The sequence below is a fragment of the Streptomyces sp. NPDC005803 genome (assembly GCF_040630435.1).
GTDB lineage: Bacteria > Actinomycetota > Actinomycetes > Streptomycetales > Streptomycetaceae > Streptomyces.
Window position 1 is genome coordinate 576,703 of the sequence record NZ_JBEXXO010000002.1, and the last position, 16,968, is coordinate 593,670.

The window sequence follows — 16,968 nt, forward strand, 5'->3', positions numbered from 1 at the left end:
CAAGGAAGATCACATGACCACCATTTCGGAAACACCCGCGACCGAGGAAGCACCGTTCTTCCCGGCCTCGCGCAGCTGCCCCTTCAGTGCGCCTCCGCAGTACTCCGAGTTCCGCGAGACCGGCGGCCTGCACAAGGTCACCATCTGGAACGGTACTCAGCACTGGCTGGCGACCCGGCATGCCGACATCCGCGCCGTACTGTCCAGCGCTTCCTTCAGTGCTGACGTACGCATCCCTGACTTCCCGATCGTGCATTCCAACCAGCCCGAGCACGAAGGCGGGATGTTCCTGCGGCTGGATGATCCGGAGCACGCCCGTCTCCGGCAGATGCTGACCAAGGAGTTCAGCGTCAAGCGCACCCAGGCGATGCGCGACGAGCTGCTGAAGATCACTGACGAACTGATCGACGCGATGCTCGCGAAGGGCGGTCCTGTCGACCTCATCCAGGACTTCGCGCTTCCCATGCCCTCCCGCGCCATCTGCACCATCCTGGGCGTGCCGTACGAGGACCACGACCAGTTCCAGCAGCACGCCAACGCCGGCACCGACCTGGACGTCAGCCACGAGGAGCGCGCGCGACTGCAGCGCGAGGCATTCGAGTACTACACGGCCCTGGTGGAGCGTAAGCGCCGCGAGCCCGCCGACGACATGGTCAGCCGACTGCTGGCGGACCACGAGGGGCCTGACGGATTCGCGCCGGAGATGATGCCTGTCCTGGTCTCGATCCTGGTCGGTGCCGGGCACGAGACCACGGCGAACATGCTGGGCCTCGGCACCGTGGCGCTTCTGCTCAACCCGGCGCAGCGTGACCGCCTGCGGGACAGGCCCGAGCTGGCTCCGACCACCGCGGAGGAGATGCTGCGCTACTGGAGCATCGTGTCCACCGACCCGCGGCGCGTGGCCCTCGAGGACATCGAGATCGGCGGGCAGCTCGTCCGCAAGGGCGAAGGCGTCATCGTGTCTCTGATCGCCGGAAACCGGGACCCGCGGGCGTTCGGCGCCGAGGAGGGCGAGTGCCCCGCGGACGAACTCGACATCGCCCGCAAGGCCCGCCATCACGTGGCCTTCGGCTTCGGGTCCCACCAGTGCCTGGGTCAGAATCTCGCACGGGTGGAGATGCAGGTCGCTTGGCCGCGACTGTTCGAGCGCATCCCGGACCTGCGCCTCGCCGTCGCGCAGGACGAACTGGACTTCAAGAAGAACTCCATCGTCTACGGGCTGAAGTCCCTCCCGGTCACGTGGTGAGCGGCATGACGGCGACCCAGGTGTTCGAGATCGGCGGACACACCGACGGACACGGCACCCGCATGACGGGCCGTGTGGCTCTGGTGACGGGTGCCGGCAGTTCCGGCGATTTCCTCGGCACCGGGGCGGCCACGGCCATGCTTCTGGCCGCCCAGGGAGCCACTGTCGGTGTCCTTGACATCGACACCGGGCGTGCCGAGCACACCCGGAAGCGTATCGAGGACAGCGGTGGCCGCGCGGTCGCGCTCACTGCGGACATCACCGACGAGGAAGCCGCACGAACCGCGGTGGACGACTTCGCCGTGCAGGCCGGGCGCCTCGACGTAGTCGTCAACAACGCCGGCATCAGTGGCGAAGGCCCTGTCGTACGCACCACCCGGACAGGCTGGGACAAGGTCTTCGCCCTCAATGTCACCGCGGCCATGCAAGTGGCCCGCAGCGCCTATCCCCACCTCGTCCGCGGTGGCGGGGGCTCCGTGATCAACATCTCGTCGATCGCCGCCCAGCGGGGATTCGGCAGCGGTGCCTACGCGGCCAGTAAGGGCGCTCTGCAGTCGATGACCATCGACCTGGCCTACAGCTGGGGACCGGACAACGTCCGCGTCAACTGCCTCGTGCCCGGGCATCTGCACACCCCCATCGGTGACCACGGCGGCGAGGAAGGGCGACGCATGCGCCGCGCGGCCAACCTGCTCGGTGTCGAGGGCACGGCATGGGACCTGGCCTGGGCGGTGCTCTTCCTCGCGAGTGCGGAATCCCGCTGGATCACCGGAACCGTGGTTCCCGTCGACGCGGGCACCACCACGGCGACCGTGCTGGGCATACTGCCGCGCTTCACCGACACCGACCGGAAGGAAACCGATGAGTAGCAGCGAGAGGGCAGACCGGAGAGCCGCCGGGGAGCAAGTGGTACGGGAGATGTTCGGGGAGGCGTTCCTCGAGGAGAACCTGGCTGCCACCGCGGACGGCGACGGGCCGGGGGCCGACATGGCCAGGCTCGCGCTGGAGCAGTGTTTCGGCGACATCTGGGCACGTCCCGGGCTGGACCGGCGCAGCCGCAGCCTGGTCACCCTCGGCGTCCTGATGGCGCAGGGCCACCAGTGGGAAGTGCGCAACCACGTGCTCGGTGGCCTCGGCAACGGGCTGACGCCACAGGAGATCCTGGAAGCGGTGATCCAGACGGTTCCGTACATCGGCCTTCCCGCCGCCGGCCAGGCCATGGGCGCGGCGGCCCGGGCCCTCACTGAGGAGTAGCGCGCCACGATGCGGATTGCCGGCACCGGGCCGGGCCGGGAATCCGCATCATGCGCGGGATACCGCACAATGAGACGCATGAACGAGGACGGCATCACCACCGACACCGCACGCAAGCGTAATCCGCGCGGCCAGGGAGACCGGCTTCGCGCAGAAATCCTGACTGCCGTCGGACGACTCCTCGATCAGAAGCTCACCGACAACCCGCTTCCTGTCTCCCTACGGGAGGTCGCACGCGAAGTCGGCATCGCGGCCCAGAGCATCTACTCGCACTTCACGGACAAGGACGAGCTGGCTCGCGCCGTCGCGGAGGACGGCTACAGGCGCACCGTCGCGGCCATGACGGCCGCCGACAACGAGGCGGCGGCGGGCGGAGCCGATGCGAGCGAGCGCCTGCGCGCCCAGTCGGCGGCCTTCTGTGCCTTCGCGCGCGACGAGCGCGGTGTCTTCCGACTCATGTTCGGTCACGATGCCTCCAATTTCGGTGAACCCACCCAGAACCACCCAGCGCGGCTTCTGTGGCAGCAGTGGCTGGACGCCATTCACGCCTGCGAGAGGGAAGGGGTGCGCTGGCCGGACGGTGCCGAACATGCCGCTCTGGTCCTGTGGTCAGCGCTCTTCGGCCGCTTCGCCTTGTGGTCATCGACTTTCGGCGACCATGACACCCAGGAGCTCAGTGACTTCGCCGAGCGTTTGGTCGACACCGTTCTGCGCAGCGCACACCGATGACGCCCGGAGGGTGACGCCTCCCACCGATCACAACTGCTTGACGTCGCCGGCTCGACCCTCGCCGATTACCGTGAGCGCCCAGATTCGGGCATGACCGGCTTCGCCTCGCCGGTCATGCCCGTGGCCGTCGGCATACCGCCCCGGCATCCATCACCCCGTGCCGGGTCGGCCAACGTCACCTCGCCGACCTCGTGAGGGCAAGGCGGGCCGGGGGCACATCGGACCGGCGAATGGTGCCGTGAGGCCGTACGGCGACGATCCTTCGCCATGACTCGTGGGCCGCGACACCGCCGCGCCTCCAAGGGCGCGACACGGCAGCTCCGCACGGGTCGTCACCGCCGTGCCCTTCACCTCAGCTCCTGCCTCCCGCCCCCGGCAGGGCTCGCTGGCGCGTCCGGGTCCGGAAAACTCGGGGCCGAGGCGTTACCCAGATTCGTTACGTTCAGCGTATTGCGCAGATGAATATCAAACTATAGATATAACTGATTCATCTCATAGCTGGGTCGCCCGACGCACCCCGAGCCCGCCGGCCGAAGAGCTCGGTGAGCCTGGCCAGCGGGACGCGCGACGAACACAAACTCATACCCGCGCAGACCTTGACGCCATCACTAAGAGAGCAAACACTCTCTTAGTGGGGGAACCGCACACGTGGAAGGGACGCCATCGTGACCACCATCGATTTCCCTGCTCAGCAGGGAGAGGCCACGCAGACACCACCGGATCAGCCCCCGTTCCAGAAGGACTGTCCTGTGCGTGAGGACTTCGTCCCCAAAGGGGACTACATCGACCCGCGCTACGTCCGCATCGAGAAGGAACGTCTCTGGCCGGATGTCTGGCAGGTCGCCTGCAGGGAGGAGGAGATCCCCAAGCCGGGGAACTTCCTCACCTTCGATGTCGCCGATGAGTCGATCATCGTCATCCGCCTCACCGGAGGCGAGATCAAGGCGTACTACAACGCCTGTCAGCACCGCGGCCGCCGGCTGACCGAAGGCTGCGGGACAGCGCACCACTTCTTCTGCCGTTACCACGGCTGGCGTTGGAATCTGGACGGCACGGTGCGCGAGGTCGTGGACCGTGAGGACTGGGGTGACAAGGTCACCGACGCCGACCTCCGCCTGAAGGAGCCCAGGGTCGGCACCTGGGGCGGATTCGTGTTCATCACCATGAACCCGGACGCCGAACCGCTGCTGGACTACCTCGCCCCTGTCCCCGAGGTGTTCGATCCCTTCGAGTTCGAGAAGTTCCGCTTCCGCTGGTACAAGACGGTCATCCTCCCGTGCAACTGGAAGACCGCTCTGGAAGCATTCGACGAGGGCTATCACGTCCAGACGACACACCCCCAACTGCTGCGCTTCAACGACGACATGACGACCAGCAGCCGGTTCGGGCGGCACTCCACCTTCGCCGGCGCCGAGGACAACTGGCCGCTGGGCGCTCCCTCGCGGCGGCTCAACCAGGCTTTCCCTGCGGACTTCCGGCCGGGCGTCGTCAGCTTCATCGAACTGATGGAGAAGCAGCTACGCGCCATATGGACTCCACGGGATGTCATCGCGGCTCGGCGGCTCACGACCGAACTGGACGAGAAGGACGGTTCGGACCCGGCGCGGGTCCTGGGCGCGCTGATGGCCTTCGCCGCCGAGGAGGCGGAGAAGGACGGCTCGGGCTGGCCCCAGCTGACCGCCGAGAACCTGATCCGGGCCGGCCAGGACTGGCACATCTTCCCCAACCTCATCGTGCTGCCCTACCCGGACGGCGCCCTCTGGTACCGCGCACGTCCGAACGGCGACGACCCGGACAGCTGCGTCTTCGACATCTGGTCGCTGGTGCGCTACGCGCCCGGTGCGGAGCCCGAGCTCAAGCGCGAGTTCTTCACCGACTGGCGGGACCACGACGACTGGGGACGGATCCTGGAACAGGACTTCGAGAACCTCGACGCGGTACAGCAGGGCATGAAGTCACGCGGCTTCCCGGGATCCAGGACCAGCCCGCGCCAGGAGTTGGCCATCAGCAATTTCCACCGGGTGTTGCACGAGTACTACTACCGGTCCGCCGAAGCGACGGACGCGGCATCGTCCGGCACCGAAGAGAAAGAAGAGGCACGCTCATGACGGAGCGTCAAGCTGACGGAGGCCACCGGACCGGTTGGGACGTGGTCACCGACCTGGTCGTGGTCGGCAGCGGCGGAGGATCGCTGTGCGCCGCTCTGGTGGCGCACCAGGGCGGGATGCAGGCCCTGGTGATCGAGAAGACCGAGACGTTCGGCGGCTCGACCGCCATGTCCGGCGGTGTGCTGTGGCTGCCCGACAACCCGGTGTCGCGCCGCGCCGGGGTCAAGGACAGTCCTGAGGACGCCCGCCGGTACTTCGCCTCGGCGGTCGGCGACGTCGGCCCCTCCACCTCTCCCCAGAGAGTGGAGGCGTTCTTGAACTCCGTCGAACCGATGACCGAGTTCCTCACGGAGAGCGGTATCCCTTTCCGTCACTGCGAGGGCTACTCGGACTACTACGACGACCGGCCGGGCGGCAAGGCACGCAGCCGCTCGCTGGAGACGGAACTGTTCGACATGCGCCGGCTGGGACCGTGGCGCGAGAAGTTCCGTGGCAGCGGCATGCCGCCGGTCCCTCTCTACACCGGTGAGGTCTCACCGCTGTCCACGGCCCCCTACAGGGTGCGCGGCGCGGCCACGGTGGCGAGGGTGGGCGCGCGGATGGCGGCCGCGAAGGCGGCCGGCCGCGAACTCCGAGGCACGGGCGCGGCTCTGCAGGGCTGGATGCTGCTGGCCGCTCTCCGCGCCGAGATACCGGTCTGGACCGGCACGCCGGTCGTGGATCTCGTCGTCGAGAACGGTGAGGTGGTGGGTGTCGAGGCCGAGCGCGACGGGCGCAGGATCCGTGTTCGGGCGCGCGCCGGTGTGCTGCTGAACTCCGGCGGCTTCTCGCACAACGCCGCCATGCGTGAGAAGTACGGCCCCTCCCCCTCTTCCGTCGACTGGACCTCTGCCAACGACGGCGACACGGGTGAGGTCATCGAGGCCGCGATGCGCCACGGCGCCGCCGTCGACCTGATGGAGGAGGCGTGGTGGATTCCCTCCTCGGTCCTGCCGGACGGCACCCCGCAGTTCGCTGTGTACGAGCGCTCCAAGCCGCATTCGATGATCGTCGACGCCGGCGGTTCGCGGTTCGTCAACGAGGCCGCCTCCTACATGGAGGTGGGGCAGGCGATGTACGCCAGGAACCGCGAGGTCGGCGCCGTACCCAGTTGGTTCATCATGGACGCCCGCCACCGTCGCCGTTATCTGTTCGGGACCACCCCTGGTGGTGTCACTCCGCGTAAGTGGATCACCAGCGGTTACATGAAGAAGGCCGCCACGATCGAAGGCCTGGCCGAGCGTTGCGGTATCGACGCGGCCGGTCTGCGCGCCACCGTCGATCGCTACAACGCTTCGGCGGCCCAGGGGAAGGACCCTGAGTTCCACAAGGGCGAGCGGGCCTACGACCGCTACTACGGCGATCCGGGTGTCCGCCCCAACCCCTGTGTGGCACCTGTGTCCAAGGGCCCTTTCTACGCAGTGGCCCTCTACCCGGGCGATGTCGGCACCGCGGGCGGACTGCTCACGGACGAGCATGCCCGGGTGCTCCGCGAGGGCGGGGACCCGATCCCCGGCCTGTACGCGACGGGCAACTGCACCGCCTCCGTCATGGGCCGTACCTACCCGGGCGCGGGCGCCAGCATCGCCGCGTCCTTCGTCTTCGGCTGGCTGGCCACCCACCACATGCTGCAGAACACCGCAAGGAGCGATTCCGTTGCCTGAACCGACAGCCACCACACCCGCCGACCACCCGCTGGTCCGGGTGTATCGCACAGCGGCGCTGATCCATCGTTCCGACGAGCGGCTGCGCGGCATGCTCACCTCCGGGGAACTCGCCGCCGCCTACTACTCCCCCCGAGGGCAGGAGATCGTCGCCGCCGCCATGGCACACAGCGGTGTGACCACCGACGACTACCTGGTCACCACCTATCGCGGCATCCACGACCAGATCGCCAAGGGCATGCCGCTGGATCTGCTGTTCGCCGAGATCTTCGGGAAGGCCACCGGTGCCTGCAAGGGCAAGGGCGGCCCCATGCACGTCACCCACCCCGACACGGGCGTCATGGTGACCACGGGCATCGTCGGCAGCGGGCTGCCCATCGGCGTCGGCCTGGCGACCTCGTCCGACATCCGCAAGGACGGCCGGGTCACCGTGGTCTGCTTCGGCGACGGCGCGAGCAACATCGGCGCGTTCCACGAATCGCTCAACCTGGCCTCCCTGTGGAAGCTGCCGGTGGTCTTCGTGTGCCAGAACAACCTGTACGCCGAGTCCACGTCCTACGCCAACGGCACCACCGCCGAACACATCGCCGACCGGGCCGCCGGCTACGGCATGCCCGGCGTGACCGTGGACGGCAACGACCCGCAGGCGGCCCTCGACGCGTTCACGAGCGCTCTGGACCGTGCCCGGGCCGGTGAGGGCCCGACCCTGGTGGAGGCGGTGACCTACCGCTTCATGGGCCACTACTTCGGTGATCCGGGCAGCTACATGGACCGCGACGAGTACGACGCGGCACTGGCCGCGGACCCCGTCCCGGCTCTGCGGGCCCTCCTCCTGGAGCGTGGTCTGGCGGACGACGACCAGTTGCGTGCCTGGGAGACGCAGATCTCCGAGGAGGTCGACCGCGCGATCACCTTCGCCTCCGACAGTCCCTACCCCGGCGCTGACGAGCTGCGCCTCGACGTCTACCGTGAGCAGGTCCCCGCATGACCGACCGCAGCACCCCCAGTCAGCGCAGCAGGCAGATCACCTTCCAGAAGGGCTGCACCATGGCCCTCGACGAGGCCATGGCGATCGACGACACGGTCTTCCTGCTCGGTGAGGACATCGCCGACCGGGAAGGTGGCGGCACCTTCAAGGTGACCTCCGGCCTGTCCACCAAGTACGGGACGGACCGGGTACGGTCCACCCCGATCTCCGAGCAGGCCATCGTGGGCACCGCCGTCGGCGCGGCCGTGGCAGGCCTCCGTCCGGTCGCCGAGATCATGCTGATGAACTTCATCACGCTGGGCCTGGACCAGTTGGTCAACCACGCGGCCAAACTCCGCTTCATGTCCGGCGGCAAGACCGGCGTGCCCCTGACCGTACGCACCGCGACCGGTGCCGGAGGCGGCACCGGCGGCCAGCACTCGGACATGCTGGAAGCGTGGCTCGCGCACGTCCCCGGGCTGAAGGTGGTCGTCCCCTCCTCCCCGTCCGAGGCCAAGGGCCTGCTCCTGTCCAGTGTGCTCGACGACGACCCCTGCGTGGTCGTCGAGCACACCCAGCTCTACTGGACCAAGGGCCCCGCCCCGGAGCCGGGGCTCCGGATACCTCTCGGGAAGGCGAACATCGCGCGTCCCGGCTCCGACGTCTCCGTGATCACCTATGGGCGGCCCGTCGGCCAGGTACTCCAACTGGCCGAGAAGCTGGCCGGCGAGGGCATCAGCATCGAGGTGGTCGACCTGCGCACCATTTCTCCGCTGGACGAACGGACCATCCTCGAATCGGTGGCCAGGACCCGGCGTGCGGTCATCGTCCACGAGGCAGTCGGTCAGTTCGGTGTGGGGGCGCAGGTCTCCGCCCGCATCGGTGAGGAGCTTCACGGCCAACTCGCCGCTCCGGTGGTCCGGGTGACCTCGGCGAACGCCCCGGTGCCTTTCTCCAGGCCGTTGGAGGAGGAGTACCTCTACAAGATCTCCGACGTGGAGAGCGCAATCAGGAAGTCGATAGCATGAGCGTGACCGTTCTCGTCAAACTCCCCAAGCTCGGGCTGACCATGCAGGAGGGCGAGCTGGTGGACTGGCTGGTGTCGGACGGCGACACGGTCGAAGCCGGTCAGCCGATCTACCTGCTGGGCACCGACAAGGTGGAGCAGGAGATCGAGTGCCCCGTCGCAGGCACCATCCAGTTGGTCGGTGAGACCGAGACCAAGTACCAGGTCGGAGATGTGCTGGCGAAGATCACGCCCGCCTGACCGGTCACGGGAGTCGCCACGGCTTGGTCCGTCCTGCGGGGCGGACCAGGCCCCGACATAGCATGAGGCCATGACTGGACACCCTGCGGCCGGTAGCCGGTCCCCCGCCCGCGCGCAGACCCGTCGCAGCAGCAAGACGGTGCGTGCGGACCTGCTGCACGCGGCCCGGGCGGTCTTCGGGGAACGAGGATTCTCCGGCGCCCGCACCCGTGAGATCGCGGAGCGTGCGAAGGCGACCGAGCAGATGATGTACCGCCACTTCCGCACGAAGGAAGAGCTCTTCGAGCAGGCGGTCTTCGAGCCGTTCACCCATGTGGTCGACGAGTTCATCGTCGAGTTCACGGAGCGCTCGGTACGCGGTCTCAGCGATGAGCAACTGGCCCGTACGTACGTCACCGGGCTCTTCGGGTTCCTGCGGGAGAACCGCCGAGACGTGCTCACCCTGCTCACCATGCGTGCGCACCACCCCGAACTCTTCTCGACGGGCCCGCTGGACAAGCTGTTCCCTGTTCTCGAGAGAGCGGTCGACATCGGCCGGAGGGACCACGGTCAGGAGGCGGCCAACGCACGGCTCACCGTGAGGGTGACGTTCGGCATGGTGCTGTCAGCGGCTGTCCTGGACGAGACGCTCCTCGGTATGGACGCCGATCAGGAGGGAGACCAACTGGTGGACGAACTCACGGCCTACGTCATGGCCGGCGTCATCCGGCGCGCTCCGTAGCGCGGCAACGACAACGGCTGGTCTCCCCCGCCACTGCCACGCGTGTCCGCGACAGCGCGGGGACGCCCGCAACAGGTGCCGCAGGCCGGCGCCGAATGGATGAGTGAGGGAGCAACCACGTGTCCACAGTCTCGCCCGACGGCAGGAAACTACTTCGTCTCGAGGCCCGCAACAGCCGGACCCCCATGGAGAGCAAGCCGACGTGGATCAGGACGCGAGCGAGAACAGGTCCCGCCTACACCGGGCTGCAGGCCTTGGTGCAACGGGAAGGTCTGCACACCGTCTGCCAGGAGGCCGGCTGCCCGAACATCTTCGAATGCTGGGAAGACCGCGAGGCGACCTTCCTCATCGGTGGTGACCAGTGCACCCGCCGCTGCGACTTCTGTCAGATCGACACGGGTAAGCCCGCCGCTTTCGACCGGGACGAACCCCGCCGAGTGGCTGAGTCCATCGTCACCATGGACCTCAACTACGCCACGATCACTGGCGTGGCCCGCGACGATCTGTCGGACGGCGGCTCGTGGCTGTACGCGGAAACGGTGCGGCAGGTCCACGCCATGACCAGCGACCGACCAGGCGGCGCCACCGGCGTCGAGTTGCTCATCCCGGACTTCGACGGGGTGCCCGAGCAACTGGCCGAGGTGTTCTCCGCCCGTCCGGAGGTGCTGGCACACAACGTGGAGACGGTTCCGCGCATCTTCCGGCGCATCCGTCCGGGGTTCCGGTACGAGCGCTCGCTCTCGGTCATCACCCAGGCCCGTCAAGCGCATCTGGTGACCAAGTCCAACCTCATCCTCGGCATGGGCGAGACCCGCGACGAGATCCATCAGGCCCTCCAGGATCTTCACGATGCCGGATGCGAGCTGATCACCATCACCCAGTATCTCCGTCCCACACCACGGCACCATCCGGTGGCCCGCTGGGTGGAGCCGCAGGAATTCCAGGAGCTGCAGCACGAAGCCGAGGAGATCGGCTTCGCTGGTGTCATGTCAGGACCACTGGTCCGTTCGTCGTATCGCGCCGGTCGCCTCTACCAGCGAGCGGTCGAGTGTCGTGAGCAGACTGCCACGAACTGACATCGTCCCCCGGTGAGCGACCGCGTCCGTAACCTCATCGGGAACTCGGAGAGAAACCGCCCCGTGCGCGGCACCTTGAACGAGGCGAGCCGGTCGGCCGCGTACGCGTACCACGCCTCCGGGTCCGGCTCTGCACCCGGCCGAAGCCGGACGCGGACGGCCACCGTCTCGCCGGGTCGGTCGTCCGGGATGCCGAGGACCACTGTCGCAGCGACAGCAGGATGAGTCTGCACGACCTCCTCCACCTCCTGCGGGTAACCGTTCTCGCCTCCGGCCCGGATCCGGGTTGAACGTGGCGAGCTTCTCGGGTGGCATCGGCCCGGTGGTGTCCAGGACGTGCATCGTCGCGATGACGCCTCCGACCCCTACAGCGGTCACCAGGGCCCGAGCGAAGCCTCCGTTGTCCAATCGGGACAGGGCCCGGTAGCGCAGTGCGCCCTCCTCGAAGGCAGGGACGTCCAGCGCCTCGGCCGTGACGGGCGCCTTTGCGATCGTGTTGCTGAAGCTGAACCGGCTGCACACCCCGACAGCCTCGCGCAAGCCCTCGGTAGGGAGGCCGCGACCGGACCGGCTGGAGGCGTGGCGCCTCGGCATTCCTTCGTTGTCCGGAAGGGGCGAGTTGACCGGAGGCGATCTCCGTTTTACGCTCGAACAGGTCCGGAGGCGGTCTCCGTTTCGTGCGGTGGTCGGATCGTGTACGGCAGGAGGACATATGAGCGGCACCAGGGAACAGCAGCAGGGGCGCAGGCCCCGTGCTGACGTCCAGCGCAATCGGGCGACTCTCCTGGAGGCGGCCCAGCGTCACTTCCTGCAGCACGGTGTCGGCGCATCGCTGGATGCGGTGGCCAAGGAGGCGGGCGTCGGGGCCGGCACGCTGTACCGGCACTTCCCCACCCGGGAGGCGCTGCTGGCGGCTGTGCTGCAGACACGCTCCGAGGCGCTGGTGGCCCGCCGTGAGGACATCGCGCGACTCGGCGACGCCTCTGAGGCGCTGCGCCAGTGGCTGCGGGCGATGGAGGAGTACTTCAGTGCCTTCAGCGGACTGCCGGAACCGCTCATGGCCGCGGCCCGTGCACAGGAACCGGGCAACCCCCTCACCCTCCCGTGCGACCAGCTCATCGCCACCACCGACGAGTACGTACGGGCCGCGCAGGAGGCCGGGGACACGAGAGCGTCGGTGAAGGGGTACGACCTCTTCCTCGCGTCTGTCTCGGTGGCCTGGGTCAGGGGCACCGGCACCGTCGACGAGGAATCGCTCGACCGCCTGCGCGCGCTCATCGAAGTCGGTTACCGCGAGCACGACGTCCAGAACAACCGCACATAGACCACCGGCCACCGCCCTGCCCCGGGCGGGCTGCCGGGAGAGCCATGGGAAGGGTGCCGCGACACCCTTCCTCCTGAACTGCGGGCCATCCGGCCCGCACGCCCACAGTCATCACATCTCGCCCCCCCTTTCCCGGGGAGAGATGCACCTCCAGTAAGGACAAATTATGCGAATCGGCATTCTCGGAACGGGAGCGATCGGGGCGGAACTGGCGCGCGTCTTCAGCGCGGGCGGGCACGAGGTCGCCGTGGCCAACTCCCGGGGCCCGGAGACGATCGATGCGGACGTGCTGAAATTCGGGGCGCAGGCGGTGACGGCCGCCGACGCCGTACAGAACAAGGACGTCGTGGTCCTGTCCGTCCCGTTCTTCAAGGTCCAGGAAGTGGCCGGCCTTTTCGCCTCCGTACCCAGCGAGACCGTCGTCATCGACACCACCAACTACGTCCCCTTGGGGGCGTGGAACGTTCCTATCGAGGGAGTGGGGCAGGGTCAGGCCGATAGCGTGTGGGTGGCCGAGCAACTGGAGCGGCCCGTGGTCAAGGCGTGGAACGCGGTCCTGGAGGCCACCTTGAAGACCAGGGGCGTTCCCGCGGGAACGCCGGGCCGGATCGCGCTTCCGGTCGCGGCCGACTCCGACGAAGCACGGGACGTGGCCATGCGCCTGGTGGACGAGACCGGCTTCGACCCCTTCGACGCGGGCAAGCTGGCCGACTCCTGGCGCCAGCAGCCGGCGACGCCCGCGTACTGCACCGAGCTGACCCTCGACCAGCTGGGACCGGCCCTGCAGGCGGCTGACCAGGAGAAGACACCGGCCATCCGTGACCGCCAGCTTCAGTACCTGGCCTCTCTCCCCTCCCTGCCCTCGCTGGACGAGATCGTGGAACTCAACCGCTCCCTGCACCGCTGACGCCGACCGCACCACCGCCACCGCCACCGCCACCGCCAGACCCGGTACCGGGTCTCCCATGCCCCGGTACCGGGCAACTTGAGAGGGAACGTTTTGTCCACCGCAGCCATGCCCTTCACCGACCTCGCGCGGTCCCGGCACTCCGTGCGGAAGTTCCTGCCCGAACCGGTGGCGCCGGCGGAGATCCGCGGCGTGCTGGAGGACGCGCAGGCGGCGCCGTCGAACTGCAACACGCAGCCCTGGACGGTGCACGTCGTCTCCGGCGCGGCACGGGACGCACTGAGCAAGGAACTCCTCCAGGCCGACGAGGAAGAACGACTCTCGCCCGACTTCACCTTCGACTACGCCGACTTCGGCGAGGGCACCTACCTCGACCGGGCACACCACCATGCCGCGACCCTCTACGGAGCCATGGGCATCGCCCGCTCGGACCGGGCGGCCAGGAAGGCCGCGGCCCGCGAGAACCTGGACTTCTTCGGCGCACCCCATGTCGCTCTCCTCTTCATGCCGGCCTTCGGGGACGGGGTGCGGGCGGCGGGTGACATCGGCATGTACGCCCAGAACTTCCTGCTGTCGCTGACGGCCCGAGGACTTGGCGGCATTCCGCAGACCATGCTCGGTTTCTACGCCGACACGGTCCGCGAGGTTCTGGACGTACCCGCGGACCTCAAGCTGCTGTTCGGCATCTCCTTCGGCGCCGCCGACGAGACCGCGCAGGCCAACGGCTTCCGCATGGAACGGGCCGCGCTGGAGCAGAGTGTCGTCCTGCACGACACCCCCGGAGTCCTCGGCCCGCAGTAGGCGCCCTTTCACCGGGCGCGCCTGCTGTGCGGCCGCACCCGGACGGGGCGTCCGCCTCGACCGGCTCGGCGCTTCTCCCCTGGCCGAAAAGGAATGCCTTCATGAAACGCTGGCAGGCAAGCAAGTTCGGCGCGCCGGACACCGTCCTGGAGAAGGCGGAAGTCCCCCTTCCCGAGCCTGAGCCGAACGAGGCCCGCGTGCGTGTCCTGGCCGCGAGTGTGGCGCTTCCCGACCTGATGATGGTCCAGGGCCGCTACCCGCTTGTTCCCTCGGCCCCCGTCTCTCCCGGCCAGGAGATCGTGGGCATCGTGGACAAGCCCGGCCTCGGACACCCCTTCCCCGCGGGCACCCGGATCATGGGCAAGAGCCGTGCCGACATCGCCATCGGCGGACTCGCCGAATACACGCTCAGCCCCGTTCTCGGGGCGATGCCGGCCCCCGCCTAACTCGCGGACGCCCAGGCCGCCGGCTTCCCCGGCTCGTACCATGTCGCCCACGTCGGCCTCGCGCACCGGGCCACGCTCCGCAAGGGCGAGACCCTCCTGGTCCTGGGCGGCTCGGGACGTACGGGCTCAGCCGCCATCCAGCTCGGCAAGGCCCTGGGCGCCACCGTCATCGCCACCGCCCGCAACGAGGACAAGGCGCGCTTCTGCCGGCTCCAGGGCGCCGACCACGTCATCGACCTCAGCGAACACGACCTCGCCCGGACGGTGCTCGAACTCGGCAGCGGGCACGGCGCCGACGTCATCTACGACACGGTCGGCGGCGAAACATACGCCCAAGCCACCTCGGCCGTCAGCCGCGGGGCACGCGTGCTCCTGGTCGGCTTCGCCAGCGGCAAGTGGGGGCAATTCGACGCGTCCTGGTGCGTCGGCCCCATCATCGCTCCGAGCACGGCCCGACGATCGTCACGCCGCCCCGCAGCCCTTAGTCGATGAGCTCGAGGACAGTCTTGGCGCCGGCGGCGTTGACCACGTCATCGGCGCTGCTGGTGTGGCGGTACCACAGCTTCTCGGCCTCTTCCGCCTTGCCCTGCTCAATGAGGTTCACGAGCCGGGCGTGGGCGCGGTGACCCTTGAGTGCCTGGGCCCGGTGCGTCTCGGAGCCCGCGGAAGCGGCGACATGGGCGGCGTTCGCCCGGTCGACGATGTGACGCAGCATGCCGCACAGCAGGATGAGGGTCTGGTTGCCCGTGAGTTCGACGAGCAGCGCGTGGAAACGGTCCTGGGCCTCCACGAGGGCGAGAGGGTCGTCGATGACGTCCTTCTCGGCTGCCACTGCGGCCCGGAGCCGTGCCACGGCGACCGCACTGGGCTTGGCGGCAAGCTGCCGTACGCAGGGAGGTTCCACGATGGCGGCAGCTCGATAGACGTCACCGATGGTGGCACCGCGGTACTCCAGGATGAGGCCGGCGTAGCGGGCGGCGACATCGGGGTCGGGAGCACTGACACGGGCCCCGCCATGAGCGCCGCGTCGCACGGTGATCAGGGCCTCCGACTCCAGGACCCGGAAAGCCTCTCGCAGAGTGGGGCGGGAGATACCGAACTGCTCCATCAGACCCGACTCCGAAGGAAGCGCGTCGCCCGGTACGAGTTCACCGCGAACGATCTGCCGACGCAGCTGTCCGGCCACCAGCTCGGCCGTCTTCGGCACCCGGACCTGTCTGCCCACGGGAACCCGCGCCCGAGCGGGCTCACCCGATGCTCGCGCTACGCGCGCTGGCTCAGCCACCGCCGCCCTCCTCTTCCACTCATATAGCCAAATGAATCGCCTGAACGCATACAGCGTACAGGTCAGGGCGCCGTGTGTTCTGCCGATGCAGGGCTACAGCAACACACCGAGAATCGACGCCGAAGTCTCGATAAAGGCAATTCATTCAGTTGATACGGGTGAACGGAGCGCCCTATGTCTGGCCGACCGACAGCCGAAAGTGGGAAAGCCACGGCCTTGGCCGAGGGTTTCGGTGAACCGGTGATCCTAGCTGAGGTCACGGGAGACGGGGTCATGGTCCTCACTCTCAACCGGCCGGACCACCACAACGCCTGGACTCTCGACAGGGAACTGCTCTACACCGAGTTGTTCGATCGGACCGAGGCCGAGAGGGAGGTCCGCGCGGTGGTCCTCACCGGAGCCGGACGCAGCTTCTGCCCCGGGAAGGACACGGGCGTGCTGGACGCCGCCTCGTCGGGCGCCCGCCCGTGGCCGACCGACCGGCTGCCGCCGCGGGCCCGCCCCCTGATGTGCCCGAAGTGGGTGTCGCGGCCGTCAACGGGGCCTGGGCGGGGATCGGTCTGAACCAGGCGCTGATGTGTGACGCGCGTTTCGCCGCCCCGGGGGCGAAGTTCGCCGCCGCCTTCAGCGCGCGGGGGCTCGTCGCAAAGGACGGGGTCTCCTGGACCCTTCCGCGGCTCGTCGGATACGGACACGCCAGCGACCTGCTGCTGTCCTCCCGACGCCTCCTTCCGACGCCTCCTTGCCTCCGAGGCCCTGTCGACGGGGCTCGTGAACCGCCTGGTCGAAGCGGATCGCCTGCTGGCCGAAGCGGTCGCGTACGCCACCGGACTCGCGCGCTTCGAGCCCGGACACGATGTCCCTGATCAAGCGCCAGCTCATCGGTGACCAGGCTCGCGGCGTCATCGAGAGCCGGGACGGCGCCAGGGAGTTGCTCGCCACTGCCGAGCAGGCGCCCGACTACCGCGAGGGGGTCCTCAGCTTCATCGAACGCCGGCCTCCGGGGTTCGACGGCTCGGGAGAACAACAGCGGTGCCCCGCCCAACACGAGAGCAGCCGGTCTCCGGCGCACCCGCGGGTGACTGGACGGCGTCGTCCGCAAGCTCGCGCAGAACGGTGTGACCGCACCCTTCC

Annotated in this window: 20 protein-coding genes and 1 pseudogene; 19 read left to right on the forward strand and 2 right to left on the reverse strand. The window is 68.4% G+C overall.

Going from position 1 to position 16,968, the window contains the following annotated elements; genetic code table 11:
• Nucleotides 1–13: 13 nt before the first annotated feature.
• The 11 genes from ABZ454_RS05260 (at nt 14) to lipA (ending at nt 11,071) form a co-directional block, all read left to right on the forward strand.
• A complete protein-coding gene (locus ABZ454_RS05260; RefSeq protein WP_359536143.1) occupies nt 14–1,246 on the forward strand; it encodes a cytochrome P450 in 1,233 nt (410 codons plus the stop codon).
• Between the two features lie 5 nt (nt 1,247–1,251).
• On the forward strand, nt 1,252–2,115 hold the full coding sequence (locus ABZ454_RS05265) for an SDR family NAD(P)-dependent oxidoreductase (RefSeq protein WP_359536144.1): 864 nt from the start codon (nt 1,252–1,254) through the stop codon (nt 2,113–2,115).
• Nucleotides 2,108–2,500, forward strand: coding sequence for a carboxymuconolactone decarboxylase family protein (locus ABZ454_RS05270; protein ID WP_359536145.1), 393 nt, complete (start codon nt 2,108–2,110; stop codon nt 2,498–2,500). The genes ABZ454_RS05265 and ABZ454_RS05270 overlap by 8 nt, the downstream gene beginning before the upstream one ends.
• A 78-nt stretch (nt 2,501–2,578) precedes the next feature.
• Complete coding sequence (locus ABZ454_RS05275) at nt 2,579–3,229, forward strand: TetR/AcrR family transcriptional regulator (RefSeq protein ID WP_359536146.1); 651 nt, start codon at nt 2,579–2,581, stop codon at nt 3,227–3,229.
• 665 nt (nt 3,230–3,894) lie between these two features.
• On the forward strand, nt 3,895–5,337 hold the full coding sequence (locus tag ABZ454_RS05280; protein WP_359536147.1) for an aromatic ring-hydroxylating dioxygenase subunit alpha: 1,443 nt from the start codon (nt 3,895–3,897) through the stop codon (nt 5,335–5,337).
• Nucleotides 5,334–7,040: an FAD-binding protein gene (locus tag ABZ454_RS05285; RefSeq protein ID WP_359536148.1), complete on the forward strand. Its 1,707-nt coding sequence runs from the start codon at nt 5,334–5,336 to the stop codon at nt 7,038–7,040. Before ABZ454_RS05280 ends, ABZ454_RS05285 begins: the two co-directional genes overlap by 4 nt.
• Entirely contained in the window at nt 7,033–8,028 is a 996-nt protein-coding gene (locus ABZ454_RS05290) for a thiamine pyrophosphate-dependent dehydrogenase E1 component subunit alpha (RefSeq protein WP_359536149.1), read from the forward strand. Before ABZ454_RS05285 ends, ABZ454_RS05290 begins: the two co-directional genes overlap by 8 nt.
• A complete protein-coding gene (locus tag ABZ454_RS05295; protein ID WP_359536150.1) occupies nt 8,025–9,035 on the forward strand; it encodes an alpha-ketoacid dehydrogenase subunit beta in 1,011 nt (336 codons plus the stop codon). The genes ABZ454_RS05290 and ABZ454_RS05295 overlap by 4 nt, the downstream gene beginning before the upstream one ends.
• A complete protein-coding gene (locus tag ABZ454_RS05300) occupies nt 9,032–9,274 on the forward strand; it encodes a biotin/lipoyl-containing protein (protein WP_359536151.1) in 243 nt (80 codons plus the stop codon). The genes ABZ454_RS05295 and ABZ454_RS05300 overlap by 4 nt, the downstream gene beginning before the upstream one ends.
• A gap of 70 nt (nt 9,275–9,344) precedes the next feature.
• Nucleotides 9,345–9,995, forward strand: coding sequence for a helix-turn-helix domain-containing protein (locus ABZ454_RS05305; protein ID WP_359536152.1), 651 nt, complete (start codon nt 9,345–9,347; stop codon nt 9,993–9,995).
• A 119-nt stretch (nt 9,996–10,114) separates the two neighbouring features.
• On the forward strand, nt 10,115–11,071 hold the full coding sequence (lipA, locus tag ABZ454_RS05310) for a lipoyl synthase (protein WP_359536153.1): 957 nt from the start codon (nt 10,115–10,117) through the stop codon (nt 11,069–11,071).
• On the opposite strand, the gene ABZ454_RS05315 is transcribed toward lipA, so the two are convergent.
• Nucleotides 11,026–11,316, reverse strand: coding sequence for a hypothetical protein (locus ABZ454_RS05315; RefSeq protein WP_359536154.1), 291 nt, complete (start codon nt 11,314–11,316; stop codon nt 11,026–11,028). The two genes, lipA and ABZ454_RS05315, sit on opposite strands and share 46 nt — an antisense overlap.
• 467 nt (nt 11,317–11,783) lie before the next feature.
• Here ABZ454_RS05315 and ABZ454_RS05320 point away from each other — a divergent pair, with 467 nt between their 5' ends.
• The 5 genes from ABZ454_RS05320 (at nt 11,784) to ABZ454_RS05340 (ending at nt 15,041) form a co-directional block, all read left to right on the forward strand.
• Entirely contained in the window at nt 11,784–12,395 is a 612-nt protein-coding gene (locus tag ABZ454_RS05320) for a helix-turn-helix domain-containing protein (RefSeq protein WP_359536155.1), read from the forward strand.
• 166 nt (nt 12,396–12,561) lie between these two features.
• Nucleotides 12,562–13,302 carry an NAD(P)-binding domain-containing protein gene (locus ABZ454_RS05325; RefSeq protein ID WP_359536156.1) on the forward strand — a complete coding sequence of 247 codons (741 nt, stop codon included), beginning with the start codon at nt 12,562–12,564 and terminating at the stop codon, nt 13,300–13,302.
• Between the two features lie 93 nt (nt 13,303–13,395).
• Entirely contained in the window at nt 13,396–14,103 is a 708-nt protein-coding gene (locus ABZ454_RS05330; RefSeq protein ID WP_359536157.1) for a nitroreductase, read from the forward strand.
• 101 nt (nt 14,104–14,204) lie between these two features.
• The gene (locus tag ABZ454_RS05335; RefSeq protein WP_359536158.1) at nt 14,205–14,549 is read left to right on the forward strand and encodes an alcohol dehydrogenase catalytic domain-containing protein; all 345 of its coding nucleotides are present in this window, start codon (nt 14,205–14,207) and stop codon (nt 14,547–14,549) included.
• Between the two features lie 168 nt (nt 14,550–14,717).
• A complete protein-coding gene (locus tag ABZ454_RS05340) occupies nt 14,718–15,041 on the forward strand; it encodes a zinc-binding dehydrogenase (protein WP_359536186.1) in 324 nt (107 codons plus the stop codon).
• Here the strand turns inward: ABZ454_RS05340 and ABZ454_RS05345 are convergent.
• On the reverse strand, nt 15,031–15,756 hold the full coding sequence (locus tag ABZ454_RS05345; RefSeq protein ID WP_359536159.1) for a GntR family transcriptional regulator: 726 nt from the start codon (nt 15,754–15,756) through the stop codon (nt 15,031–15,033). The genes ABZ454_RS05340 and ABZ454_RS05345 overlap by 11 nt on opposite strands.
• A gap of 351 nt (nt 15,757–16,107) precedes the next feature.
• Between ABZ454_RS05345 and ABZ454_RS05350 the strand changes: the two genes are divergently transcribed.
• The 3 genes and pseudogenes from ABZ454_RS05350 to ABZ454_RS05360 all read left to right on the forward strand — a co-directional run.
• Nucleotides 16,108–16,398 (forward strand): enoyl-CoA hydratase-related protein, encoded by a 291-nt coding sequence (locus ABZ454_RS05350; protein WP_359536160.1) that lies wholly within the window; start codon nt 16,108–16,110, stop codon nt 16,396–16,398.
• Complete coding sequence (locus ABZ454_RS05355) at nt 16,353–16,700, forward strand: enoyl-CoA hydratase-related protein (protein WP_359536161.1); 348 nt, start codon at nt 16,353–16,355, stop codon at nt 16,698–16,700. The genes ABZ454_RS05350 and ABZ454_RS05355 overlap by 46 nt, the downstream gene beginning before the upstream one ends.
• Nucleotides 16,691–16,968, forward strand: a pseudogene (locus ABZ454_RS05360) (hypothetical protein); the annotation flags it as partial. The gene ABZ454_RS05355 and the pseudogene ABZ454_RS05360, both read left to right, overlap by 10 nt.

Coding starts and splice junctions, on each gene's coding strand:
- ABZ454_RS05325 (WP_359536156.1), top strand. CDS start 12,562: ATGCGAATCGGCATTCTCGGAACGGGAGCGATCGGGGCGGAACTGGCG.
- ABZ454_RS05335 (WP_359536158.1), top strand. CDS start 14,205: ATGAAACGCTGGCAGGCAAGCAAGTTCGGCGCGCCGGACACCGTCCTG.
- ABZ454_RS05285 (WP_359536148.1), top strand. CDS start 5,334: ATGACGGAGCGTCAAGCTGACGGAGGCCACCGGACCGGTTGGGACGTG.
- ABZ454_RS05270 (WP_359536145.1), top strand. CDS start 2,108: ATGAGTAGCAGCGAGAGGGCAGACCGGAGAGCCGCCGGGGAGCAAGTG.
- ABZ454_RS05260 (WP_359536143.1), top strand. CDS start 14: ATGACCACCATTTCGGAAACACCCGCGACCGAGGAAGCACCGTTCTTC.
- ABZ454_RS05350 (WP_359536160.1), top strand. CDS start 16,108: ATGGTCCTCACTCTCAACCGGCCGGACCACCACAACGCCTGGACTCTC.
- ABZ454_RS05265 (WP_359536144.1), top strand. CDS start 1,252: ATGACGGCGACCCAGGTGTTCGAGATCGGCGGACACACCGACGGACAC.
- ABZ454_RS05275 (WP_359536146.1), top strand. CDS start 2,579: ATGAACGAGGACGGCATCACCACCGACACCGCACGCAAGCGTAATCCG.
- ABZ454_RS05320 (WP_359536155.1), top strand. CDS start 11,784: ATGAGCGGCACCAGGGAACAGCAGCAGGGGCGCAGGCCCCGTGCTGAC.
- ABZ454_RS05300 (WP_359536151.1), top strand. CDS start 9,032: ATGAGCGTGACCGTTCTCGTCAAACTCCCCAAGCTCGGGCTGACCATG.
- ABZ454_RS05295 (WP_359536150.1), top strand. CDS start 8,025: ATGACCGACCGCAGCACCCCCAGTCAGCGCAGCAGGCAGATCACCTTC.
- ABZ454_RS05305 (WP_359536152.1), top strand. CDS start 9,345: ATGACTGGACACCCTGCGGCCGGTAGCCGGTCCCCCGCCCGCGCGCAG.